Raw genomic sequence first — 24,029 nt, forward strand, 5'->3', positions numbered from 1 at the left:
ATATGAATATGCCGTCGGAATTCCCCATGGCAATACCGAGGTTCCTGTTAAATCCCCAAACGTTGAAAGAAGATGGAGCTTTTTAGCCCCATCTTCTTCATTACTCGTAGATATGCACAGTCGGTTCGTCTTGATTTGCTTTTCGGACAATGAGTGCCTCTGGCCCGTTAACCGAAGTGATGGATACTTGCACAGAAATATATTTTGGAAACCGCTCCATTATGAGCCCTGCTACATATTGCGTGAATCCGATAGCTTCTGAATTGCCATAGAATTGGATGGGAATATCGATGTTCAACTTTTGTAATTGGTCATCCATGTAAAAGGCCCGACCGATGACTCCATTGAAATTAGGGAAATATTCTTCAACATCCTCTTTGAAATTGGTGAAGGTATTGACGCTGTCCCTATCCTTTTTTTCTGCCGCTGAAGAAGGGAATAGGTAGTATTTTTCGTTTACGTCATTCCACTTGCCAATTTCATTAGAGTTTTTCCCGATATCCGTATAGGAAATGAAGTTCCCCGGAACAACGGAAGATTTTTCGTTCTGTTCAAAAAGGGCAATCGTAATCGGAACATTTTTTAATTTGTCCATTTGACGTAATCTCTTCAGGACTTCCTGTGCGATTTTTTCGCCTTCTTTTTGCAGTTCCTTACTATCTATTTTGGTTTCATATGTGGCACCATATGCTTCTTTTTGATAATAATGGACTGAATTCAAGGCAAGGCCGATGACGACACCACCAAGGCTCACTTTATTATCCTTCGTTTTGGCCAAATAATTATGTTCCAAAATATGAGCCAAATAGATTGGGTTTTCTTCATTCCTTTTATCAATGTCTCCCTTGCCGGGATCTATCGGATTTAAACCCAGATTCTCACTGGCTTTCAATTCTTTTTCTTTCAACTGACTTTTTGTATACTTTCTGTTCAGCCAGGATGAAATCGTCGAACTGTCGAGTATTTGCCCTTCTTGGAATAAATAATCGTCTGGGTCAAATTGATTTTGCGCCAACCGCATCATCCCATTTTCGAATTCTTCTATATCATACCGAGTGTTTAAATTCGATACGACCAAACCACGAGCTTTTGATGGTTCAAATGGAAGAATCGTTTGATAATATTCATCCGAAATTTTATATTTCGGAATGATTGCTGTCTCCTCTTTGTCCTTGGAATCTTTAACTACCTCTTGCTTATCATCGAAACTTGGTGCACAACCAGCAAGTAATAGTATAAGAAGCATTCCCAAAATGGAGTGTTTCCTCATAGCCTACACCTCTTATTTATTAAATTCCTCAATCAGTCTCTCTTCATCCCATACTAGGACGCCTAAGCTTTCTGCCTTTTCAAGTTTCGATCCAGCATCTTCGCCTGCCACAACCAAATCGGTCTTCTTGCTGACACTTCCAGCGACGTTGGCACCTAGCGCTTCTAATTTCTCTTTTGCTTCTATACGTGTAAGCTGATGTAGTTTACCGGTCAAAACAACGGTTTTTCCTGCAAAAACAGAATCGATTTCTTCTACAGGAACGGCTCTTGCCCCTTTATAGGTTAGATTAACACCTGCAGTTTCCAACTCCTGTAGCAACGCATGAACTTCTTCTAGTTCAAAGTATGCCACGATTGAATCGGCCATTTTGTCCCCGATTTCATTGATGGCCGTAAGTTGTTCGCGACTTGCCTTGCTCAATGCCTCCATAGTGCCGAACTCGCGTGCTAGCGTCTTCGCAGCTTTTGAACCGACATGCCTGATACCAAGACCAAATAACAATTTTTCAAGTGAATTGCTTTTAGATGCCTCTATCGCTTGAAGCAGTTTATTGACGGATTTTTCCCCCATCCGCTCCAATTCAATGACTTGTTCATAAGTAAGTTTATAGATATCGGCCACATCATGCACTAGTTCTTCCTTAAATAGCTGGCTGATGACCTTTTCACCCAGACTGTCAATATTCATTGCTGTACGTGATACGAAGTGAATTAACCCTTCCCGAATTTGAGCCGGACATTTCGGATTGATGCAGCGTAAAGCCACTTCCCCCTCTAATCTCACGAGCTCGCTTTCACATTCTGGACATTCAGTCGGCATCTGGAATTCTATTTCTTCACCTGAACGGCGCTCTACAAGTACATTAACTACCTCAGGGATAATATCGCCAGCCTTTTTCACGACCACTTGGTCTCCAATCCGGATATCTTTCTCTCGGATTAAATCTTCATTATGTAGCGAAGCCCGTTGTACAGTAGTACCCGCCACTCTTACAGGGTCCAATACAGCAGTTGGAGTCAGTACACCGGTACGTCCAACATTCAGTTCGATAGAACGTAATGTGGTGACAACCTCTTCTGCAGGAAATTTGTAGGCAATTGCCCATCTTGGGCTTTTGGCGGTGAATCCCAATTCATCCTGCTGTTCAAGTGAATCGACTTTTACGACAATCCCATCGATATCATACGCCAAGTTTGGACGCTGTTCGGTCCATTCCTCGATATAAGCAAGAACCTCTTCTATATCCGAACAAGTTTTTCTTTCTTTATTCGTCTTAAAACCAAGCTCGTCCAGTAAATCGAGCCCTTCGCTATGGGAACCAACCCCCGTTTCACCTAAATCAGCAATGGCGTAAAGGAAGATATCCAAGTTCCGTTTTGCGGCAAGCTTTGGATCAAGCTGTCTTAACGAACCCGCTGCTGCATTACGAGGGTTTGCAAACGGTTCTTCCCCGCGTTCCTCTTTCGCCTTATTCAATCCTTCGAAAGAGCGCTTTGGCATGAACGCTTCTCCCCGCACTTCGATTCCGATTGGCTTCCTGATCTTCAATGGAATGGATTTGATGGTTTTCAGATTCTCCGTAATATCCTCGCCAATCGTTCCATCTCCCCGGGTCGCCCCTTTTATGAAATATCCATTTTCATATTGAAGAGTGACTGCCAAGCCATCGATCTTCAACTCACACACGTAGGAATAGTTATCTCCTACAGCCTGGCGAACCTTTCTATCAAAATCACGTAAATCATCTTCATTGAATGCATTCCCTAGGCTAAGCATCGGTGTTGAATGCTCTACTTTTTCAAACATATCCAAGATAGCCCCTCCGACACGCTGCGTGGGTGAGTCAGGGGTTTTCAACTCAGGGAACTTTTCCTCTAATTCAATGAGATCACGTAAAAGACGGTCATATTCGGCATCAGGGACAGATGGCTGATCAAGCACATAATACTCATAACTGTATTGATTTAATAGAGTTTGTAACTCAAGGGCATTTTTCTTTGCAGCTTGTATATCCATACCTTCAATCCTTTCTAAAGCAACCCAGCCGCCTTCTTCAAGAGAAAGCGACAGTAAGGTCAGGTACCATTATCCTTTGCCAGTAGGCGAATATTCATAGCTTAAACTTTTTCAATAGGCGCAAATTTCGCCAACAAACGTTTAATTCCGGTCGGACTAGGAAACGCGATATCCAATTCTTTTCCTTCGCCTTCCCCTTTAACACTGACCACCGTACCGACACCCCATTTTTTATGGGATGCCTTATCACCGACAGCCCAGCCTATCTCTTCACCGCCTGTTGCAGATGGAGCAGAAACGGCACGTCCAAAGCTAGGTGTTGTTCTTGCATGGGTCGGTGCAGTCGAACGTGTTCTCGCTGACGAACCGAATGAAGTTTGCTTAGGCTTAGGAGCAGGCTTCGGTTTTAAATCTTCCAGAAGCTCCTCCGGGATTTCCGCAATGAATCGGGAAACTGGATTCATGTTTGTCCGTCCGTAAAGTGTCCGCATTTGAGCATTACTTAAGAACAATTCGTTTTCAGCTCTGGTAATCCCAACATAGGCAAGACGGCGTTCTTCTTCCATCTCTTCCTCATCCATAAGTGAACGGCTATGGGGGAATACACCTTCTTCAAGGCCAAGTAAAAAGACGACCGGGTATTCGAGACCCTTCGCAGAATGGAGCGTCATCAGGGTTACCGCATCGTTAGATTCTTCAGGATTTTCATCCAATTTATCGATATCTGCCACCAGCGCCAGATCAGTTAAAAAGCCTACTAAAGATTTATCTTCACTATTGCTTTCAAACGATTTTGTAACGGATAGAAACTCATCAATATTCTCTAGACGACTTTGGGCTTCAATCGTTTTTTCGGCCTTTAACATCTCACGGTATCCTGTTTTTTCAACAACCTCTTCGACCAATTCCGTAACCGATAAATATTCTTGCTGATTCGTATAATTCGTGATCAATGTATGGAATTCACGGGCCGCTTTCGTTGCCTTCCCACTGATCCCAATCATTTCAACGGACTCGAGCGCTTTATATATGGAAATGTCATATTGATTCGCATAATCCGCGACCTTGTCCATGGAAGTAGCGCCAATACCCCGTTTAGGGACATTGATTACGCGACGTAGGCTTATATCATCATCCGGATTGGCGATGAGTCGAAGATAAGCTAGCAAATCCTTAATCTCTTTACGATCATAGAACTTGGTTCCGCCGACGATTGCATAGTTAATGTTCGACTTAAGCAACACTTCCTCCATAACCCGGGATTGTGCGTTTGTCCGGTACAGGATAGCGATATCAGAGTATTTTCTTTCTCCTTTTAATGTTAATTCATTTATCTTCCCGGCTACGAACTGTGCTTCACCTTGTTCATTATCTGCCCTGAAATAAGACAACTTATTTCCAGCAACGTTCTCTGTCCAAAGATTTTTCGGTTTCCGGTTCTGGTTATTATCAATGACCTTATTGGCCGCTTCAAGTATTTTCTTCGTTGAACGATAATTCTGTTCAAGGAAGATCATGGTCGCATTCGGATAATCCTTTTCAAAGGAAAGGATATTCGCAATATCCGCTCCACGCCACCGATAGATGGACTGATCGGAATCCCCTACAACACATAGATTACGAAAACGAGAGGCAAGTAGCTTCACAAGCATATATTGGGCTCGGTTTGTATCTTGATACTCATCCACATGAATAAATTGGAACTTGCGCTGATAGTATTCTAAAACTTCCGGCACGAGCTGGAATAACTGGATCGTCATCATGATCAGATCATCAAAATCAAGTGCAGAGTTTTTCCGTAGTCTTTTTTGATATTCTGTATAAACATCCGCCGTTATTTTTGTGAAGAAATCCGAAGCCGTTTTTTGGTATTCTTCTGGACTGACCAATTCATTCTTCGCCGAACTGATGCTTCCCAAAATGGCCCGGTAATCATATTTCTTCGGATCCAAATTGCGGTCTTTCAGAATTTGCTTAACGACGGACTGTTGGTCTGTCGTATCTAAAATGGAGAAGTTTCGATTGAACCCCATCCGGTCGATATCTCTGCGTAATATGCGGACACACATGGAGTGAAACGTCGAAATCCAAATGTCCTCCGAAGCACCACCTAGAATCGCACGGATCCTCTCCTTCATTTCCCGTGCCGCTTTATTAGTGAACGTAATGGCCAGGATATTCCAAGGTGCAATCTCCTTCTCCACCATCAAGTAAGCAATCCGGTGGGTAAGCACACGTGTCTTGCCACTACCTGCACCAGCCATGATCAATAGGGGTCCATCCGTTGCTTTTACCGCTTTTTGTTGTTGTTCATTCAAACCTGTTAGTAATTTTTCCGCTAAATATTGCATCATTACACCGCCTGTACGAACATTTGTTCTTTTATTATACAACATTTTATATATCGTATGATTTTTTATTTATTTAACAGCAGCGACCGTTTCAAGCGCCGCCTTCAAATCTTCATATATAACATTTCCAACAACGATTACGTCCGCAAACTCAGCCATTTCTTTGGCCTGCTCAACAGATTTAATGCCGCCTCCATAGAATAGCACGGTATTTTCCATACTCTCTTTAGCCGCTTCTAACATCCGGACGTCTCCATACATGCCGCTATATTCTAGGTAAAAAATAGGCAGGTTAAACATCTTTTCTGCCATCATCGCATAGGCACCCACATCATCACTATCCAAGCCAGTGTTGGCCTTTGTCAATTGAGCTACCTTGCAATCAGGGTTGAGGATACAATATCCCTCCACGAAAATTTCATCCCAATTCATTAGGTACCCATATTCCTTGACCGCCTGTTGATGCAATTTCATCATCCAATCCGGATCGGTGCTATTTAATACACTTGGAATGAAATATAAGTCGAATCCAGGCGTCACCGTTTCTACGGATGAGATTTCCATCACGCAAGGAACGGTATAACGCCGTACCCTAGCCATTAAATGCAGCACATTCTCAAGCGTAATTCCATCCGTGCCGCCTACCATAATGGCATCTGTTCCAGATTCACAGATTCTTTCCAATGTTTCGTCGCTTATTTCTTTATTTGGATCGAGTTTGAAAACATGTTTCCACTCGCGAAAATCATACATAATAATCCTCCATTCACACTTCCCATTACACCATTATAGCATTAAGATTTTTTATAAAAAAAGAGAAGTGCCGATAAAAAGTTTACCAGAAAAAAACCCGTGAATCTAAAATTCGTTACATCAGGGCAACCCCTATTATAAAGCTACCACTTACCCGGATAAACTCAAAATAAAAAACCAAGAAAACGAGTTCCTCGGCTTTTTCAATTTATCCCATATATAAAATCGTTCCCATTAAGTTTCGGTTGTTTCCTCTACGTCTTCTTTAATGCGATTGATTGCCATTGAATAAGCGTCATTCCCATAGTTCAAACACCGTTTGACCCTGGAAATCGTAGCCGTGCTAGCTCCTGTTTCCGTTTCAATCTTATGATAAGTTTTACCTTCTTCAAGCATGCGAGCCACTTCAAGACGTTGTGCCAATGATGAAATTTCATTGACGGTGCATAAATCATCAAAAAATCGATAACACTCGTCTAAATCACGCAAGGAAAGAATCGACTTAAACAATTGGTCCGTCGCTTTCCCTCTTAACTTGTCAATTTGCATACATACTCCCCCTTATTGTTCTTGGCTAAATGACACGCTCTTATTTATACCTGGTTGGTCCGGAATAACATTGACCCAGGTTTTCCCTGTCACCAATCCTACTTCTTTCCCATCTTTTACAGGTATAATCCGATCATCTTTATTAACCCAATCCACTTCATTGATTTTCCCTTTTTGAAGTAGGTAACCTTTTCCGCCGCTTTTCAAATCGATCTTTCGACGTCCTTTATTGTCAACCACCTGATGAACAGTCTCGATGATAAATATGTTATCTAACAGGACCGGTTTCCCTGAATGATTTTCAACGGTTTGCTCACCATCTGAATAACGTGTGTATTTCTCTTCTGTTTTTTCATATTTATATTGAACATTGGACGAGGCTTCTCCATAGATTACCTCGATTTTCGAGGCTGCCTCTCCTTGCAGACCTTTTACCTCTTCCTCCGTCAAGAATGTAAACGGTTCAGGGGCACCTGTCATATCATAGCCTTTTTCCTCTGCACCTTTTTCGATACTATCGAAAGAGGTATAGGAATTATGCGGGGCTTTTCTATCTGAAGTCCGCTGAAATAGAGTACCATCATAATATAAGCCATTCAAGTTATCAATATATCCCTTGTCGAGCATCGTTTTTGCCTCTGGACTATTACCATGGCAGACATAGAGACAATCCAAACCTTTGGCCAACTCGATATAATAATCCCTCGCACTTCGAACCGGACCGATTTGATCTGGCCTTTCACTCTGGAAAACGGCTAAAAATCTTGTAATGTCCCCTTCTGCCAGCAATTCATACACGATGTCTGCTTCAGAAAGACCCGATTGTGGTCGCGCCTGCGGGTGATTATTAATCATCACAGCTACAGCTCTACGTGCATTTTCTTCCTTTGTACTCATTCCCGTTAGCGGGAAAACTTCAGAAGATGCATCAGTATCTTTCATGACCGTTTCGTCATCTTGCTTGTCTTCTGTCTTATCTTTTGTTGAACAGCCTGCTAAAAGTAAAATAGCTATAATGATGAAAATAAACTTCTTCATATACATCATTTCACACTCCTGTTTACTCAACCGTGTCGTTTGCTGCGTTCTTTTATATTTTAACGCATTATAGTAGGAAAGAGTATAGTTTTATTCATTACATCATATACCCCGCGCTGGGTAAGCCTGATATATGGCAGATGCGTCGTAGAAAAAAAAGACAGGGTATAAACGGGGTCATCGAAGCGGTAGCCCCGTTCACGCAACAACTTTTTCAATTCATTTTCTTCTATAATCAATTCAGGAAGTTCCTTAGTGGACATGACGCCTTTTAACGTCAATGGAACTTCATGAATCACCTCTCCCTGCTCTGTCAAAACTATTCCGCCTCCAATTTCCTTCAAGCGGTTAAAAGCCAGATGCATGTCCTTCTTTCGTTTCCCAATCAAGATAATGTCCCCAGTGTTCGTATATGAACCTGCAAAACCACATAATTTATCGGCAAATCCCTTCAGTATCGTATTGATACGCCATTTTCCTTCCTTATCAAGGAGCATGAAGAAACATTCATCATCTTGAAAATTAAGTTCTTCATATCCCACGTCGTTAGAAAGAGAATAGGGTTTGGTAATTACATTATTGACCAGTTCTATCCCAAATGGCATCGAAAATTCGAAGTCTTCCTTTAAACTAAGATCCCAGTCCATTTCCATCGGTTTAAAATCAAAATCGCTCCAGTTGATTTCCTGTGAATCCGGAATGATTTCCCCATCTCGCTTAACCCATTTCCCCTTGGCCATGACCGAAACCGGGGCGGGCTCCTCGATATCCGCTAGAAAATTGATATTGGCGACTCTACCCGTAGCGATATTGCCATGTAAATATTCGATATTATAGTAGCGTGCAATATTTATAGTTGCCATATTATAAGCATCAATGACAGGGACACCCTGTTCGATCGCTATTTTAATCAAGCAATCTATAAATCCACTTTCATAAAAAGATGGAGGTGAACCATCCGTCGTATAAAACAACTTATCATATTGATCGATACCCATTTCGTGAATTTCTTGGAGCATTTTAGGTAGATCCGGACGGATGGATGAGTGTCTTAAAGAAACAAAATACCCCTGAAGCAGTCGTGACATAACTTCCTCACCCGTCATCGCTTCGTGATCACAGTCCGCTCCAAACAGCGTCATCTTAGCTAGCGTTTTCTCAGAAGCCCCCGGGAAGTGTCCTTCAATCTTCTTTCTCATCCGCTTGGCTTCCTGAATCCAATGTAGCATCAAGTCGTCTCCATCCAGAAGCTTTGGCCATCCTGTTAATTCACCGCCCTGTAAAACAGCATCGTGCTCAAGCCATGATTTAACGGCACCATGAGAAAATACGGTATCCTCATCGATGAGTTCCGTTTGCCCATCAAAACGACTCCACCAATACATCGTAACAGGAATATTACGAAGTTCCTTCAAAAGAGAAAACGCTTTCTTTTTTTCTAACTGCAAAAGGAATGGCAAGTTATCATTAATAAGTGTCGTTGTCCCAAAGTGGGATGCATAGCGTGAGAAAGACAGGGGATTATACAATTGAGAAGGATGTGAATGCGGCTCAATATATCCCGGGACCAGGTACTGATCTGAACAGTCAACCATTTCACAGCGGTCTATATTTTCAGGGAGGTTTTTACCCACATAGATAATACGATCATCATAAATCCATATATTCGCTTTCACCCATTTTCGTAAAGCTTGGTTTAAATAAGTCGCATCCTTTAATAAGATGTGTGGAGATCTCTTTCCATCCAGCACATCAATATGTTCTCGAAGATGCTTGTTTTTCCATCTATAGCGTTGTTCCAGCATATACATTCCTCCATGAATTGTAAGACAAAGGATTACGAATCCCATTTCAATCCAATTTTATCTTATAGTAACATATTTATTTCATTAACACAGTAAAGTTAAGCAGAATACTATGAAATTTTTGTGAAAGGATGAACTTATCATGAAATTCAATCAAAATATTAGTATCATCAACGCTCTTATGCGAATCACCTGTGGCTTCACTTTTCTTACTTGGGCAACAGCGAAAATGGTTAAAAAACCTTGGAAAAATCAATCTTACTTAATGGTGGTCATACTCTCTGCCATGAAGATTGGAGAAGGTATATTGCGTTACTGTCCCATTGTCGATGTGATGGAAAATGGGCAATCCATGATGAAGGGGAAAGAAAAAAAAGATGAATTCCCTGATACTTATTGATTTTCGTGTAAAAAGAAGCTGACTCATTATTTGAGCCAGCTTCTTACATGAAATCTATTCTACGGCACGATATCCGATATCCGTACGCCAAAACAGCCCATTCTTTTCAATATGTCCTAGCTCTTTATATACTTGCCTTTGGGCAGAAGCAAGATCGGTCCCTTTTGCTGCCACCAGCAATACCCTACCACCATTGGTAACAAAAGCTCCCTCGCTGTTTTTTGCCGTACCGGCATGGTACGTATGGGTTTCAGGTTGAATACCGTCCAACCCCTTAATTACAGAACCCTTTTGATATACACCAGGATAGCCTTCCGCCGCCACGACTACACCGAGAACGGCTTCATCATGCCATTCAAGATTTAAATCATCACCAGCTAGGACCGCCTCAAGTGTATCGACGAAATCCGTTTTCAAGCGTGGCAATACCACTTGAGTTTCCGGGTCTCCAAAACGGGCGTTGAATTCAATCACTTTTGTACCTTTTTCAGTCGCAATTAATCCTGCGTATAATATGCCTGTAAACTGGCGATCTTCTGAGATCATCGCATGTACAGTCGGTTGCAAGATGGTCTCAACCGCCGTTTGAACCATGGCATCTGAAATTTGAGGAACAGGGGAGTAGGCGCCCATTCCGCCTGTATTCGGACCATTATCACCATCAAAGACACGTTTATGATCCTGGGCGATGACCATTGGATACACCTTATCCCCGTTCACGAAGGCCATCAATGAAAACTCCTCGCCGTCCAAGTATTCCTCGATGACTACCTTGGCCGACGCTTCCCCGAACTTAGCACCTACAAGCATGTCATGAATGGCCTCCAATGCCTCTTGCATCGTCATGGCCACTACCACACCTTTTCCCGCAGCCAGCCCATCAGCCTTGATGACAATAGGCGCGCCCATTTTCTCAATATAAGCCTTTGCCTGTTCATAATCGGAAAACGTCTCATACTCCGCTGTCGGAATGCTATAATTCTTCATCAAATCTTTCGCGAAGGATTTACTGCCTTCGATGACTGCAGCCCTACTGTTGGGGCCGAACACCTGTAGATCCTCTTTAGCAAAATCATCCGCCAACCCATTTAGCAATGGCGTTTCCGGCCCTATTACCGTCAATGCAATGGCATTTTCTTTTGCAAAAGCAACCAAATCTTCATGATTGGTTTCTTCGATTGATACAAGTTCGGCAACATCGGTCATACCAGGATTCCCTGGCGCCGCGAAGACTTTTTCAACCCGTTCGCTTTCATACAGTTTACGGGCGATAGCATGCTCCCTGCCGCCCCGACCAATCACTAGTACATTCATTACCGCACCTCATCTTCGATTAGTGTTTAAAGTGGCGAACTCCTGTGAATACCATGGCAATTCCATATTCATCGGCTTTGTTGATTGAATCTTGATCTTTTTTAGAACCGCCTGGTTGGATAATCGCCGTTACGCCTGCTTTCGCTGCTGCCTCAACGGTATCGTCCATCGGGAAAAAGGCATCTGATGCCAAGGCACTTCCAACCACTCTTTCACCGGCTTGTTCAAGGGCTATTTTTGCCGCTCCGACACGGTTCATTTGACCAGCACCAACACCTAATGTCATTTGGTCATTACAAACAACGATTGCATTCGATTTGACATGTTTAACGATTTTCCAGCCAAGTTCAAGAGCTTTCCACTCCTCAGCTGTAGGTTCGCGTTTTGTTGCCACTTTTACTTCCGCATCCTTCAAGCTGTAGGCATCACGGTCTTGTACAAGTAAACCGCCTTCGATCGAAGTTAATTTGCGTTCTTGTTTTTTAGCCGCATCGAAATCGATCGTTAAGAGACGTAAATTCTTCTTACTAGTCAACACTTCCAATGCATCCTTCGTGAATCCGGGAGCGATGATGATTTCAAGGAAAATTTCATGAAGTTTTTCCGCGGTCGCTTTATCCACTTCACGATTCAAGGCGATGATGCCTCCGAATATGGAAGTGGAATCCGCTTCATAGGCTTTATCAAATGCTTCTAAAACCGTTGCACCAACACCGACTCCACAAGGATTCATATGTTTCACGGCCACGGCTGCCGGCTCATTGAATTCCTTGACGATTTGAAGGGCTGCATCTGCATCATTGATGTTATTGTAAGATAGCTCTTTCCCATGCAATTGTTTCGCTTCGGCAATCGAGAAGACAGAGCCAAGCGGTTTTTTATAGAACGCCGCTTTTTGATGAGGATTTTCCCCATAACGAAGCGACTGTTTCAATTCATAGGTAACAGTCAGTGATTCTGGATTTTCTTCTTCAGCAAGATCCGTCATATATTCCGATATCACTGCATCGTACGCCGCTGTATGGCGGAAAACTTTAGCTGCCAGACGACGATTCGTCGTTTTAGAAACACCGCCGTTTTCTTTCAGTTCAGCCAATACGTTCGGATAATCCTCACTATCCACGACAACCGTCACATACTCATGGTTTTTCGCAGACGAACGAAGCATGGTCGGTCCCCCAATATCGATGTTTTCAATCGCATCCTCCACCGTCACATCCGGCTTCGATATCGTGGATTGAAAAGGATAAAGGTTCACACAGACCAATTGGATTGGTTCAATATGATGCTCTGCTAGCTGAGCCTTATGCCCTTCATCCCCGTGTTTGGCTAAAACTGCTGCATGGACATTCGGATGAAGCGTCTTTACGCGTCCGTCCAATATTTCCGGGAAACCAGTGACTTCACTGATTCCGATAACGTCCACGCCATTATCCTGTAACGTTTTACTCGTACCGCCAGTAGAAATGATCTCGAATCCGGCTTCTTTCAGACCTTTTGCAAATTCTACGATACCTGTTTTATCCGATACACTAATTAACGCACGTTTCTTCATGGTATGGTGTTCCCTCCATTTATGTATGTTGTCTCTCTTGACTTAGCTGTTGCAAAACTTTCGGAAACAGTTCATGCTCCGTTTCCTGAATTCTTCCTTGCAGGATATCTTTCGTATCTCCTGCAAGAACCGGTACCGCCTTTTGGGCGATGACGGGTCCTGTATCCATTCCTTCATCGACATAATGAATCGTGACCCCGGTTTCCTTCACTTTTTCATTAATAGCCTGACCAATTGCATCCTTACCCGGAAAAGCAGGCAATAGAGAAGGGTGAATATTCACAATTCGGTGTGAATAAATCCCTAATATCGTCGGACCTATTAATCTCATATATCCAGCAAGAACAATAAACTCGACTTTATGACTGTGAAGTTCATCTACTATCTCCCGTTCATATGCCGTCTTATTTTTGTACTTTTTCGAAGAAAACGAGAATACGGGAATGTCTTCAAATTTAGCCCTCTCCATGACATATGCATCTTCCCGGTCACACACAACTAGGCGGATTTCCGCATCTAGATTTCCTTCTTTTATTGCATCAGCAATTGCTTGAAAATTACTTCCATTCCCCGATGCGAAGATAGCGAGGCGCATCATCGTTTGAATGACACTCCTTCTCCCTCAACAATCGTTCCAATGACGGAAACTTGTTCACCACAGGACTGTAAGTGCGCAATTATCGCCGGAGCATCGGATTTTTTCACGACGGCCGTCATACCAATGCCCATATTGAATATATTGAACATCTCTTCCTGAACCAGATTTCCCTTCTCTTCAAGATACGAGAATACTGGGGGAATCATCCAGCTACCCAACTCAATTTGGACACCGCAGTTTTCAGGGAGGATACGTGGAATATTTTCGATGAACCCGCCACCTGTAATATGTGCTAGTCCCTTCACTTCGAATTTTTCAAGGGTCGACAATATCGACTGGACATAGATTTTTGTCGGTTTCAACAATTCTTCACCCAATTGGCAACCGAACTCCGGCACGAATTCATGTAGGTCCATTCCTGCATCTTCAAGTAGGACTTTACGGACAAGTGAATATCCATTACTGTGGATCCCGCTAGAAGCAAGACCAATGACAACATCGCCATTTGAAATGGCCTGACCCGTAATTAAACGTGATTTTTCAGCCGCTCCAACAGTGAACCCTGCCACGTCATACTCCTCGATTTCGTACATCCCTGGCATTTCCGCTGTTTCACCACCGATTAATGCACAGCCTGCTTGCTCACAACCGTCTGCAATCCCTTTGACAATCATTTCGATTCGCTCGGGATCGGCTTTACCGCAAGCTATATAATCTAAAAAGTATAAAGGCGCAGCTCCTTGCACGACCACATCATTGACGCACATTGCTACACAATCTATTCCAATTGTATCATGTTTATCCATCATGAACGCGAGTAAAAGCTTTGTCCCGACTCCATCCGTTCCTGAAATGAGGACAGGCTCTTTAAGGTGTAACGAAGACAAATCGAACATCCCTCCGAAGCCACCTAGTCCATTCATTACTTCAGGACGAAATGTACGCTTTACATGTTTCTTCATCCGATTTACCGCTTCATAACCAGCTTCGATATCGACACCAGCCTGCTTATATGCATTAGCCATTTGAGATCCCCCTCCGAAAATCAATCATTAGCATTTAGTTTTTTCACGTTCGTAATCGAAAATTTCCGTTGGATAATTCCCTGTGAAACAAGCTAGACATGAACCGCGTGTTTCACCAGCAAACGGACGCCCAATTGCTTCGACCATCCCTTCAACGCTTAAAAAGGTCAGAGAATCGGCTTCAATGATTTCCCGGATTTCCTCCACTGATTTGGAGTTGGCAATCAATTCATCCTTTTTCGATGTATCAATTCCGTAAAAACAAGGGTTTTTGATAGGTGGCGAACTGATGACGACATGGACCTCTTTTGCACCTGCATCTTTCAGCATGCGGACAATCCTTCTGCTAGTCGTACCACGGACGATGGAATCGTCCACCATGATCACACGCTTTCCTTCTACGACTCCTCTTACCGGTGAAAGCTTCATCTTCACCCCTTGTTCTCGAAGGCTTTGTGACGGTTGGATAAATGTCCTTCCGACATAGCGGTTCTTTATTAAGCCCAATTCATAAGGAATACCTGCCGCTTCGGCATAGCCAATGGCCGCCGAAATACTTGAGTCAGGAACACCTGTGACAACATCCGCTTCGATTTTCGCTTCAAGTGCCATTTGCTTACCAAGATTTTTCCTGGCCGTATGTACATTGATCCCATCAATATTGCTATCCGGACGGGAGAAATACACATATTCCATCGTGCACATGGCCTGTTGACTAGAAAGGGAAAAGTATTCTGAATGGATCCCCTCATTATTGATGACGACAAGCTCACCCGGTTCAATATCACGGATGAATTCTGCCCCGACAATATCAAGGGCGCATGTTTCAGAAGCAGCATAATATGCGTCTCCTATCTTTCCTAAGGAAAGGGGGCGGAAACCATGTGGGTCCCGAGCCAATATCATTTGATTTTCCGTCATGATAACAAATGCATAGGCTCCCTTAAGCATGCTTAAGCTATTTTTAACCGAGTCTTTAATATCAGAATAGCCTGATCGCTTGATTAAATGTGCAAGTACTTCCGTATCCGACGTCGTTTGGAATATACTCCCTTGTCCCTCTAACTGTGCTTTCAACTGACTCGCATTGACGATATTCCCATTATGGGCAAGCGCCAGCCCTCCAGTATGAGAGTTGAATAAGAAAGGTTGGACATTTTGATATCCGCCGCCGCCTGCTGTCGTATATCGAACATGACCTATTGCTGATTTCCCCGTACCGGAGAGTGCCTCCATTTTTTCTGCCGTGAAAATTTCGGTTACAAGCCCTTCACCCTTCGTGATGGACATTTGTATGCCGTCCGTCACGACAATACCTGCACCTTCCTGGCCCCGATGCTGTAAGCTATGCAATCCGTAATAGGCAAGTTGTGCTGCGTCCTGATGTCCCCAAATCCCTACTACGCCGCATTCCTCGTTAAGGCTTCTTATTTCAGCAAGCATGGAATGGCCCCTTTCCAAACTGATTGTAATTCTTCCACATTCGCTTCAAAGACCAAGTTATTACCTTCATCCGTCACGACTAATTTTGAATCACCTGATACTGTACCTATAAGGGTTGCATCATCTACAATCGATTCAAACGCGGTCTGATTTTCAGGACTTACAGATAGTAAGAACCGGGACTGTGTTTCACAGAACAATTCGGAAACCACTTCTCCAGACAGTTGTACTTTTGCTCCAAGGATTTTTGATCCGAATAGAGACTCGGCTAAGGCAACAGCCAAACCGCCTTCTGAAAGATCGTGTGCCGAGCTGACATGGTCTGCTTGGATGGCTTCAAGGATTTGTGCTTGGCGTTTTTGTTCAACAGCTAAGTCCAAAGCCGGCGCGGGGCCAAAGATTTTCCCTTCTATCATCTTTTGAAGTTCACTGCCCCCAAATTCCCCTTTTGCTTCACCGACTAGATATATTAAGTCAGATTTATGCTTGAACGTTTGAGTGGTGATATGTTGAAGATCATGTACTAGACCGACCATTCCCACCACAGGCGTAGGATAAATCGCTTCACCATTCGTCTCGTTGTAAAGGGATACGTTTCCGCCAATGACAGGCGTACTTAAGCTGCGACATGCTTCACTCATACCATCAGCCGCTTTTTCCAGTTGCCAGAAAATTTCTGGTTTTTCCGGATTCCCGAAATTTAAGCAATCTGTAATCGCCAAAGGTTCCCCACCCGAACAGATGATGTTACGAGCGGCCTCGGCTACGGCAATCTTCCCACCCGTTTCAGGATCTAGATAGAGATAACGGGAGTTGCAATCCGTTGTCATTGCAAGGGCCTTATTCGTTCCTCGAACGCGTATGACCGCTGCATCAGATCCAGGTGATACGACTGTATTCGTTCGAACCATGTAATCATATTGGTCGTATACCCATTCCTTGCTGGAAATGGTCGGCTGTTGTAATAGGGCCAATAAGGTTCCTTTATAATCCTTGATGGCTGGGGCTTCTACAGCCATGCTTTGATAGAAACGGAAATACTCTGGTTCAGCGGATGGCTTATGGTAAATGGGCGCTTCTTCAGCCAACGCATCAACCGGCACTTCCGCAACAATTTCACCTAGATGAGAAAGCGTTAAGTTTTTGTCATCCGTTACTTCACCCACAGCGACCGCTTCCAGATCATATTTCGTAAACAAATCAACGATTTCCTTTTCTCGTCCTTTGGTAACAACGATTAACATCCGCTCTTGTGACTCAGAAAGCATCATTTCATAAGCTGTCATGCCCGTTTCACGTTGCGGCACTAAATCAAGGTTCATTTTGATCCCTGACCCTGCTTTACTCGCCATCTCTGCTGATGAGCTAGTAAGTCCTGCCGCTCCCATATCTTGAATGCCTACAAGCGCGTCGTTTTGAATGAGCTCAAGACAAGCTTCCAAAAGCAATTTCTCCATGAATGGATCACCAACTTGCACGGCTGGACGTTTTTCTTCCGAAGACTCTGAAAGTTCTTCCGAGGCAAATGTGGCTCCATGAATGCCATCACGGCCTGTTTTGGCACCCACGTACATGACCGTATTCCCGACGCCATGAGCTTGGCCTTTCTTGATGTCTTTATGATCTATTAATCCAACGCACATGGCATTGACCAACGGGTTTCCCTCATAAGATGGATCGAACTGAATCTCACCACCGACAGTGGGAATCCCAATGCAATTCCCATATCCGGCAATCCCTGCAACCACCTCTTTGAATAAATACTTCACGCGATCATTATCTAGTTCACCGAAACGAAGTGAATTTAACATGGCAATGGGGCGGGCTCCCATAGAGAAGACATCACGGATAATGCCGCCAACGCCTGTAGCCGCTCCTTGATAAGGTTCAATGGCTGAAGGATGGTTGTGGCTTTCTATTTTGAAAACAACGGCCTGGTTATCACCGATATCGACGATTCCTGCCCCTTCACCAGGTCCTTGTAACACTTTTTCCCCCGTAGTTGGGAATTTACTTAAGATGGGTTTTGAATTTTTGTAGGAACAATGCTCTGACCACATGACCGAAAACAATCCAGTTTCCGTATAATTCGGCAGTCTGCCTAAGATTTTTTCCACCATTGCAAATTCTTCATCGGATAGTCCCATACTTGCATATAAACGTTCCGATTTAATTTTATCCGGACTTGGTTCAAGCTGTAACAACATGTGATTCCCTCCAGTTTTTTACGATGGATTGAAATATCTTTAAGCCGTCTTTACTGCCAAGCAGTGAATCAACAGCACGTTCGGGATGAGGCATCATTCCGAGGATATTGCCTTGTTCATTTGTAATCCCCGCTATTTGTTCAAGGCTACCATTAGGATTTTCACCCTTATAAGTGAACAGAATGCGGTTGTTTTGTTTCAATTCTTCCAATGTTTCTTCATCACAGTAATAGTTTCCCTCACCATGGGCCACTGGAATGGTGATTGATTCGTATAATGAATAACCCGTGGTAAACATTGAGTCATTATTTTCAACTTTCAGTTCTACGTTACGACAGATGAATTTCAGACCATCATTACGACGCATGGCACCTGGCAGCAATCCTGCTTCAAGCAGGATTTGAAAACCATTGCAGACGCCTAGAACCGGCTTACCTGCTTGTGCCGCTTTTACGACCTCTGCCATCACATTGGAAAAACGGGCAATCGCTCCTGTGCGCAGATAGTCTCCATAAGAGAAACCACCTGGAAGCAGAATTCCGTCAAATTTGTCTAGATTGTCTGATGAATGCCAAACATACTCCACTTCCTCCCCAAGTGCATCTTGTATCGCATGGTACATATCGACATCACAATTGGAACCAGGGAAAACGATGACGGCAAATTTCATTGGGTGACAACCTCCTCAACGTCATAACGGTATGCTTCAATGACTGTATTGGCTAATAGTTTTTCACACATTTCCTTCACCAGCTGATCTAAATCACGGTCCGTATTATCAATCGTCAGTTCAATGTATTTCCCTACACGCACATCACTTACTTCTTTATAAGTCAAACTATGGAGGGATTGTTGAACTGCCGCTCCCTGTGGATCCAGTACACTTTCGCGTAGTGTGATATATACCTTAACCTTATACATGTTGAATGCCCTCCAACTTTGCTAGAATTTTTTCATATGCATCTGTTAAACTTCCTAAATCACGGCGGAATACGTCTTTATCTAGTTTTTCTTTTGTCGTCGCATCCCAAAGGCGACAAGTATCTGGAGAAATTTCATCAGCCAAGAGAATCGCCCCATCAGGTGTCTTGCCAAATTCCAATTTAAAATCTATCAGGTTAATACCTATCTCTTTGAAGATGTTCGATAAGACTGTACTGATTTCAGATGCCTTGTCTTTTAAAATAGCAACATCTTCCTTGCTTGCTAGTTCCAATTCTTCAATATGGTCTTCCGTTAACAGGGGATCACCGAGTGCATCGTCTTTATAATAAAATTCAACGAGCGTTTTCTTTAATAACTGGCCTTCTTCCATCCCAGTGCGTTTAGAGAAACTACCGGCGGCCGTGTTTCTAACCACCACCTCAAGAGGAATAATGGAGACCTTTTTAACCAGTTGTTCTCGATCGGAAAGCTTTTCGATAAAATGAGAAGGAATGTTTTGCTCGGCAAGCTTTGAAAATAGTAAGCTAGTAATTTGATTATTCAACTTGCCTTTACCGACAATCTCTGACTTCTTTTCGCCATTGAATGCCGTTGCTGAATCTTTGTATTCCACCCATACTATTTCACTGTTGTCCGTTGCATAAATCTGTTTCGCTTTTCCTTCATAGAGCAATTCCCGCTTTTCCATCTGCTAAGACCTCCGAATTGTGAATATTATGAATTTTAAGGTTGTAATTAGGCATGGGCAAACGTATCACCCGACTTGGGATCCACGTTTGCCGCCATTTTTTATAAGCCTAGGCGATCAAAGATTACATCTACATTTTTCAAATGGTGAGTAGGATCGAAACAGTCATCAAGTTCTTCTTTAGTAAGTAAACTTGTGATTTTATCGTCCTTTTCGATTAAGCTTCTGAATGGAACCTGTTGCTCCCAAGCGTCCATCGCATGTGGCTGAACCGAATCATATGCTTCTTCACGTACAAGGCCTTTATCAATAAGAGCAAGCAGCACGCGTTGAGAGAATATTAATCCAAGTGTACGATCCATGTTGCGTTTCATATTCTCAGGATAGACGGTAAGGTTTTTCACAATGTTACTGAAGCGATTCAACATATAGTTCAAAGCAGTCGTTGCATCCGGTAAGATGATACGTTCTGCAGAAGAGTGGGAGATATCCCGCTCATGCCATAATGCCACATTTTCATATGCGGTCATCATGTAGCCCCGGATTACTCGGGCCATTCCTGTCATGTTCTCAGAACCGATTGGGTTCCGTTTATGAGGCATTGCCGATGATCCTTTTTGGCCTTTAGCAAAGAACTCTTCCACTTCACGCGTTTCGCTTTTTTGAAGTCCACGAATTTCCACAGCGAATTTTTCGATTGAAGTTGCAATCAAAGCCAATGTGCTCATATAGTGCGCATGGCGATCACGTTGCAATGTTTGAGTAGAAATAGGTGCAGCTTCCAAGCCCAGTTTTTCGCAGACGAATTGCTCAACGAATGGGTCGATGTTCGCGTATGTACCAACAGCACCGGAGATTTTACCTACCTCGATGTTTTTCCGAGCGGCATCAAAACGTTCCACATTCCGTTTCATTTCTTGATACCATAGGGCAAGCTTCAAACCGAAAGTGGTCGGCTCCGCATGCACACCATGTGTACGTCCCATTTGCACGGTATATTTATGTTCTTTTGCTTTGTTTTTCAAGATTTCAACGAAATTATTTAAATCCTTGGATAGAATTTCATTGGCTTGTTTAATCACGTAAGAAAGTGCCGTATCGACTACATCCGTTGACGTCAGTCCGTAATGTACCCACTTACGTTCTTCGCCTAATGTTTCGGAAACCGCACGTGTAAAGGCCACCACATCATGACGAGTCTCTTTTTCTATTTCATTGATGCGCTCAACATCAAATGTCGCATTTTCACGAAGAAGTTTTACATCTTCTTTCGGAATGACTCCAAGTTCTGACCATGCTTCACATGCGAGGATTTCAACTTCCAACCACGCATTAAATCGGTTTTTCTCTGTCCAGATGTTGCCCATTTCAGGGCGGGTATAACGTTCAATCATTTTATTTCCTCCGTTTCAACCTGTTGATTCCATATTTTGCTTCGATCACTTTCTAAAAGAGCTTCCTCGAGTGTTGGACGTAAAATATTGATATGTCCCATTTTCCGTTTTACCTTCGCCTCTTTTTTACCATAAAGATGAATCTTCCAATCCTTAAGCACTGGAATCTCCTCAAGTAATGGTACCAAATGTTCACCAAGGATGTTGACCATGACAACCGGTTTCAACAAGGAAGTATTACCGAGAGGCCAATTGCAGATAGCACGGATATGCTGTTCAAACTGAGAGGTCTCACATGCTTCCATAGTATAATGCCCTGAGTTGTGTGGCCTTGGTGCTAGCTCGTTAATGATGATTTCATCCTTCGCTGTTAAAAACATCTCGACTGCCAATGTACCGACCAGATCAAGTTTTTCTGCAAGCTGCCGAGCCGCTTCAATAGCATTCATTTCGGCTTGCTGACTGATGCGAGCAGGAACAATGCTCTTATGCAGGATATTTTTAACGTGAATATTTTCAGCAACCGGAAAATGACTTGTTTCACCATTCGTTTTACGCGTCACGACGACCGAGATTTCCTCAACGAAAGGAATCCAGGATTCTAGCACACATACACCTGCTTGTAGCAGGGATTCCGCCTTTTTAATATCGGCTTCTTCACTAATGACTAGCTGCCCTTTTCCATCATAACCGCCACGCGTCGTTTTTAACACACTAGGATACCCTAATTCTTCTATATGGAGATAAATTTCGGAAATAGCCTGTATTTCCTGGTATGGCGCTACGGTTGCCCCAGCCCCTACTATGGCTTTCTTTTCAGTGAGTCGATCCTGGGTTTGTTTTAATAGTTCTGATCCTTGAGGAAGGTAAGCATGCTGCTTCAACCAATCGAGAGCCTTGGAACTGATATTTTCAAATTCATAGGTAATGACATCACTGACTTCAGCCAATCTTTTCAATGATTCTATATCATCATAAGCTCCATTAATCTCTATATCTGCCACTTGAGCGCAAGGACCATTAGTCGTCGGTTCAAGAACAGCTATTTTAAAACCCGATTCTTTCGCCGACAAGGCCATCATCCTACCTAACTGCCCACCACCAATGATTCCTATTGTCTGACCCGGTAAAATGACCTTATTTAAGTTGTTCACTGCTCAGTAACACCTTTTCTCTAGTTTCTTCTCGAAGAACTTCTAATCTTTCAGCAACTTTCGAATCAAAAGTAGCCAATATCGATGCCGCAAGCAATCCTGCGTTAATTGCCCCTGCCTTACCGATGGCTACCGTTGCCACGGGCACCCCACCTGGCATTTGGACAATCGATAATAAAGAATCCATTCCGTTTAAGGCCTTAGACTGTATCGGCACTCCTATCACAGGAACTATCGTTTTCGCTGCCGTCATCCCCGGAAGATGCGCAGCTCCACCAGCCCCTGCGATAATCACCTTAATATCACGCTCTCTTGCACTCTCTGCATATTCAAACAATAAATCTGGTGTACGATGGGCAGAAACAACTCTTTTTTCATAGGGGATTTCAAGTTGTTCTAATGATTCACAAGCATACTTCATCGTTTCCCAATCTGAAACACTTCCCATAATGACCCCAACTTGCGTCTTCATAATTCTGTCCCTCCCACAATTAAATTAAGTGATCCTCCCATAAGTATGAACTGGACAGCACTCAGGGGATTTATTTTAAAATTAAAAAACGGACAGATTGCATCCTCATAGAGAAAGCAATCTGTCCGGAAATAGTCTTAACAAAAAAGACCTCGATGGTTCCCGAATAAGTTAACTTTTCTCATAGTCCGATGATTTACGGTCATCAGGTAGAAACTTTTGGGCCATATCCCCAGGATTATATGAGATGTATTAATATATCTTCATCTTACCGTCACCAAATTTTATTGTCAAGCTAAAATCGAATATTTATATATAAAACTAATTAATTGTTCGTGTTTTGCTCAAATAGTTTGGCTTCGAACACAATTTTTCTTTTAATTGGTTCATAATGAGCCTTCCCATTCGTGATTTTTTCTGCAAAAATCGGTTCTTCCGTTCTCCTGACAGGAAAATACCCTTCGGCCTTTATTCGATCTAGACAATCATCTATGCTTTCGCCTTCTCTAACTTCAAACTTTTCTTTACTCTTTTTACTCACGAAATCATTCCTTCCTTACATTCATTTTTTAAGTTAATGTCTTTTGTGTATTAAATTTTATTAACAGCTTTACCTATTTTTCTTATTATAAATACTTTCAGGTATGATGAACAGTTTATCTATTAGTAAAATAAACGATTTTGGTCCCCAATTCTTTTATAAGAATTATAACGGAGTGCGCATACTCTATATCAATTCTTCCACAAAACACAAAAAAGGCCAGCACAATGGCTGACCTTTCAAATGGCTTGGCGGCGTCCTACTCTCACAGGGGGAAACCCCCAACTACCATCGGCGCTGAAGAGCTTAACTGCCGTGTTCGGAATGGGAACGGGTGTGACCTCTTCGCTATCGCCACCAAACATATCAGGAACGTTGTTCCTTCAAAACTAGATAATACCAGAAGGTGTTCATTTTTTTAAAGCGTTGGTTAAGTCCTCGATCTATTAGTATCAGTCAGCTCCACATGTCGCCACGCTTCCACCTCTGACCTATCAACCTGATCATC

General features: G+C 43.0%; 21 protein-coding genes, 1 rRNA gene and 1 riboswitch. Of the genes, 1 reads left to right on the forward strand and 21 read right to left on the reverse strand.

Annotated elements, in window-relative coordinates:
* Positions 1 to 100 precede the first annotated feature (100 nt).
* From ACQKL5_RS10060 to ACQKL5_RS10090, 7 genes are all read right to left on the reverse strand, one after another.
* The gene (locus tag ACQKL5_RS10060) at positions 101 to 1,270 is read right to left on the reverse strand and encodes a CamS family sex pheromone protein (RefSeq protein WP_427608440.1); all 1,170 of its coding nucleotides are present in this window, start codon (positions 1,268 to 1,270) and stop codon (positions 101 to 103) included.
* Between the two features lie 12 nt (positions 1,271 to 1,282).
* Positions 1,283 to 3,289: an NAD-dependent DNA ligase LigA gene (gene ligA / locus ACQKL5_RS10065; protein WP_427608441.1), complete on the reverse strand. Its 2,007-nt coding sequence runs from the start codon at positions 3,287 to 3,289 to the stop codon at positions 1,283 to 1,285.
* Between the two features lie 101 nt (positions 3,290 to 3,390).
* The gene (gene pcrA / locus ACQKL5_RS10070; RefSeq protein WP_427608443.1) at positions 3,391 to 5,640 is read right to left on the reverse strand and encodes a DNA helicase PcrA; all 2,250 of its coding nucleotides are present in this window, start codon (positions 5,638 to 5,640) and stop codon (positions 3,391 to 3,393) included.
* Positions 5,641 to 5,709: 69 nt separating this feature from the next.
* The gene (locus ACQKL5_RS10075) at positions 5,710 to 6,393 is read right to left on the reverse strand and encodes a heptaprenylglyceryl phosphate synthase (protein ID WP_427608444.1); all 684 of its coding nucleotides are present in this window, start codon (positions 6,391 to 6,393) and stop codon (positions 5,710 to 5,712) included.
* Positions 6,394 to 6,627: 234 nt separating this feature from the next.
* Positions 6,628 to 6,942 (reverse strand): YerC/YecD family TrpR-related protein, encoded by a 315-nt coding sequence (locus ACQKL5_RS10080; protein ID WP_402971321.1) that lies wholly within the window; start codon positions 6,940 to 6,942, stop codon positions 6,628 to 6,630.
* Between the two features lie 12 nt (positions 6,943 to 6,954).
* Positions 6,955 to 7,986: a DUF3048 domain-containing protein gene (locus ACQKL5_RS10085; protein ID WP_427608446.1), complete on the reverse strand. Its 1,032-nt coding sequence runs from the start codon at positions 7,984 to 7,986 to the stop codon at positions 6,955 to 6,957.
* A 53-nt stretch (positions 7,987 to 8,039) separates the two neighbouring features.
* Positions 8,040 to 9,785 carry an adenine deaminase C-terminal domain-containing protein gene (locus ACQKL5_RS10090; protein ID WP_427608447.1) on the reverse strand — a complete coding sequence of 582 codons (1,746 nt, stop codon included), beginning with the start codon at positions 9,783 to 9,785 and terminating at the stop codon, positions 8,040 to 8,042.
* Between the two features lie 142 nt (positions 9,786 to 9,927).
* Between ACQKL5_RS10090 and ACQKL5_RS10095 the strand changes: the two genes are divergently transcribed.
* The gene (locus ACQKL5_RS10095) at positions 9,928 to 10,185 is read left to right on the forward strand and encodes a YgaP-like transmembrane domain (protein ID WP_427608449.1); all 258 of its coding nucleotides are present in this window, start codon (positions 9,928 to 9,930) and stop codon (positions 10,183 to 10,185) included.
* Between the two features lie 54 nt (positions 10,186 to 10,239).
* Here the strand turns inward: ACQKL5_RS10095 and purD are convergent, their stop codons facing one another.
* The 14 genes from purD to rrf all read right to left on the reverse strand — a co-directional run bounded on the left by purD (position 10,240) and on the right by rrf (position 23,883).
* Positions 10,240 to 11,499 (reverse strand): phosphoribosylamine--glycine ligase, encoded by a 1,260-nt coding sequence (gene purD / locus ACQKL5_RS10100; RefSeq protein WP_427608450.1) that lies wholly within the window; start codon positions 11,497 to 11,499, stop codon positions 10,240 to 10,242.
* Between the two features lie 19 nt (positions 11,500 to 11,518).
* Positions 11,519 to 13,054: a bifunctional phosphoribosylaminoimidazolecarboxamide formyltransferase/IMP cyclohydrolase gene (gene purH, locus ACQKL5_RS10105; protein ID WP_427608451.1), complete on the reverse strand. Its 1,536-nt coding sequence runs from the start codon at positions 13,052 to 13,054 to the stop codon at positions 11,519 to 11,521.
* A gap of 19 nt (positions 13,055 to 13,073) precedes the next feature.
* Positions 13,074 to 13,652, reverse strand: a complete 579-nt coding sequence (gene purN, locus ACQKL5_RS10110; RefSeq protein WP_427608453.1) for a phosphoribosylglycinamide formyltransferase — start codon at positions 13,650 to 13,652, stop codon at positions 13,074 to 13,076.
* Positions 13,649 to 14,677: a phosphoribosylformylglycinamidine cyclo-ligase gene (purM, locus tag ACQKL5_RS10115; RefSeq protein ID WP_427608455.1), complete on the reverse strand. Its 1,029-nt coding sequence runs from the start codon at positions 14,675 to 14,677 to the stop codon at positions 13,649 to 13,651. The genes purN and purM overlap by 4 nt, the downstream gene beginning before the upstream one ends.
* Before the next feature lie 27 nt (positions 14,678 to 14,704).
* Positions 14,705 to 16,120: an amidophosphoribosyltransferase gene (purF, locus tag ACQKL5_RS10120; protein WP_427608457.1), complete on the reverse strand. Its 1,416-nt coding sequence runs from the start codon at positions 16,118 to 16,120 to the stop codon at positions 14,705 to 14,707.
* Positions 16,105 to 18,327 (reverse strand): phosphoribosylformylglycinamidine synthase subunit PurL, encoded by a 2,223-nt coding sequence (purL, locus tag ACQKL5_RS10125; protein ID WP_427608458.1) that lies wholly within the window; start codon positions 18,325 to 18,327, stop codon positions 16,105 to 16,107. The genes purF and purL overlap by 16 nt, the downstream gene beginning before the upstream one ends.
* The gene (purQ, locus tag ACQKL5_RS10130) at positions 18,311 to 18,997 is read right to left on the reverse strand and encodes a phosphoribosylformylglycinamidine synthase subunit PurQ (protein ID WP_427608460.1); all 687 of its coding nucleotides are present in this window, start codon (positions 18,995 to 18,997) and stop codon (positions 18,311 to 18,313) included. Before purQ ends, purL begins: the two co-directional genes overlap by 17 nt.
* Complete coding sequence (gene purS, locus ACQKL5_RS10135; RefSeq protein ID WP_427608461.1) at positions 18,994 to 19,248, reverse strand: phosphoribosylformylglycinamidine synthase subunit PurS; 255 nt, start codon at positions 19,246 to 19,248, stop codon at positions 18,994 to 18,996. The genes purQ and purS overlap by 4 nt, the downstream gene beginning before the upstream one ends.
* Positions 19,241 to 19,960 (reverse strand): phosphoribosylaminoimidazolesuccinocarboxamide synthase, encoded by a 720-nt coding sequence (gene purC / locus ACQKL5_RS10140; protein ID WP_427608462.1) that lies wholly within the window; start codon positions 19,958 to 19,960, stop codon positions 19,241 to 19,243. Before purC ends, purS begins: the two co-directional genes overlap by 8 nt.
* A 101-nt stretch (positions 19,961 to 20,061) precedes the next feature.
* Positions 20,062 to 21,354 (reverse strand): adenylosuccinate lyase, encoded by a 1,293-nt coding sequence (purB, locus tag ACQKL5_RS10145; RefSeq protein ID WP_427608464.1) that lies wholly within the window; start codon positions 21,352 to 21,354, stop codon positions 20,062 to 20,064.
* The gene (gene purK, locus ACQKL5_RS10150) at positions 21,351 to 22,508 is read right to left on the reverse strand and encodes a 5-(carboxyamino)imidazole ribonucleotide synthase (protein WP_427608466.1); all 1,158 of its coding nucleotides are present in this window, start codon (positions 22,506 to 22,508) and stop codon (positions 21,351 to 21,353) included. Before purK ends, purB begins: the two co-directional genes overlap by 4 nt.
* On the reverse strand, positions 22,492 to 22,980 hold the full coding sequence (gene purE, locus ACQKL5_RS10155) for a 5-(carboxyamino)imidazole ribonucleotide mutase (protein WP_427608468.1): 489 nt from the start codon (positions 22,978 to 22,980) through the stop codon (positions 22,492 to 22,494). Before purE ends, purK begins: the two co-directional genes overlap by 17 nt.
* A 164-nt stretch (positions 22,981 to 23,144) precedes the next feature.
* Positions 23,145 to 23,246, reverse strand: a riboswitch (purine riboswitch).
* 59 nt (positions 23,247 to 23,305) lie between these two features.
* The gene (locus ACQKL5_RS10160; protein ID WP_427608470.1) at positions 23,306 to 23,521 is read right to left on the reverse strand and encodes an NETI motif-containing protein; all 216 of its coding nucleotides are present in this window, start codon (positions 23,519 to 23,521) and stop codon (positions 23,306 to 23,308) included.
* A gap of 246 nt (positions 23,522 to 23,767) precedes the next feature.
* Positions 23,768 to 23,883, reverse strand: a 5S ribosomal RNA gene (gene rrf / locus ACQKL5_RS10165).
* Between the last annotated feature and the right edge of the window lie 146 nt (positions 23,884 to 24,029).

Source organism: Peribacillus sp. NPDC097675, assembly GCF_050277655.1.
Taxonomy (GTDB): domain Bacteria; phylum Bacillota; class Bacilli; order Bacillales; family DSM-1321; genus Peribacillus.

Coding starts and splice junctions, on each gene's coding strand:
- ACQKL5_RS10060 (WP_427608440.1), bottom strand. CDS start 1,270: ATGAGGAAACACTCCATTTTGGGAATGCTTCTTATACTATTACTTGCT.
- ligA (WP_427608441.1), bottom strand. CDS start 3,289: ATGGATATACAAGCTGCAAAGAAAAATGCCCTTGAGTTACAAACTCTA.
- pcrA (WP_427608443.1), bottom strand. CDS start 5,640: ATGCAATATTTAGCGGAAAAATTACTAACAGGTTTGAATGAACAACAA.
- ACQKL5_RS10075 (WP_427608444.1), bottom strand. CDS start 6,393: ATGTATGATTTTCGCGAGTGGAAACATGTTTTCAAACTCGATCCAAAT.
- ACQKL5_RS10080 (WP_402971321.1), bottom strand. CDS start 6,942: ATGCAAATTGACAAGTTAAGAGGGAAAGCGACGGACCAATTGTTTAAG.
- ACQKL5_RS10085 (WP_427608446.1), bottom strand. CDS start 7,986: ATGTATATGAAGAAGTTTATTTTCATCATTATAGCTATTTTACTTTTA.
- ACQKL5_RS10090 (WP_427608447.1), bottom strand. CDS start 9,785: ATGCTGGAACAACGCTATAGATGGAAAAACAAGCATCTTCGAGAACAT.
- ACQKL5_RS10095 (WP_427608449.1), top strand. CDS start 9,928: ATGAAATTCAATCAAAATATTAGTATCATCAACGCTCTTATGCGAATC.
- purD (WP_427608450.1), bottom strand. CDS start 11,499: ATGAATGTACTAGTGATTGGTCGGGGCGGCAGGGAGCATGCTATCGCC.
- purH (WP_427608451.1), bottom strand. CDS start 13,054: ATGAAGAAACGTGCGTTAATTAGTGTATCGGATAAAACAGGTATCGTA.
- purN (WP_427608453.1), bottom strand. CDS start 13,652: ATGATGCGCCTCGCTATCTTCGCATCGGGGAATGGAAGTAATTTTCAA.
- purM (WP_427608455.1), bottom strand. CDS start 14,677: ATGGCTAATGCATATAAGCAGGCTGGTGTCGATATCGAAGCTGGTTAT.
- purF (WP_427608457.1), bottom strand. CDS start 16,120: ATGCTTGCTGAAATAAGAAGCCTTAACGAGGAATGCGGCGTAGTAGGG.
- purL (WP_427608458.1), bottom strand. CDS start 18,327: ATGTTGTTACAGCTTGAACCAAGTCCGGATAAAATTAAATCGGAACGT.
- purQ (WP_427608460.1), bottom strand. CDS start 18,997: ATGAAATTTGCCGTCATCGTTTTCCCTGGTTCCAATTGTGATGTCGAT.
- purS (WP_427608461.1), bottom strand. CDS start 19,248: ATGTATAAGGTTAAGGTATATATCACACTACGCGAAAGTGTACTGGAT.
- purC (WP_427608462.1), bottom strand. CDS start 19,960: ATGGAAAAGCGGGAATTGCTCTATGAAGGAAAAGCGAAACAGATTTAT.
- purB (WP_427608464.1), bottom strand. CDS start 21,354: ATGATTGAACGTTATACCCGCCCTGAAATGGGCAACATCTGGACAGAG.
- purE (WP_427608468.1), bottom strand. CDS start 22,980: ATGAAGACGCAAGTTGGGGTCATTATGGGAAGTGTTTCAGATTGGGAA.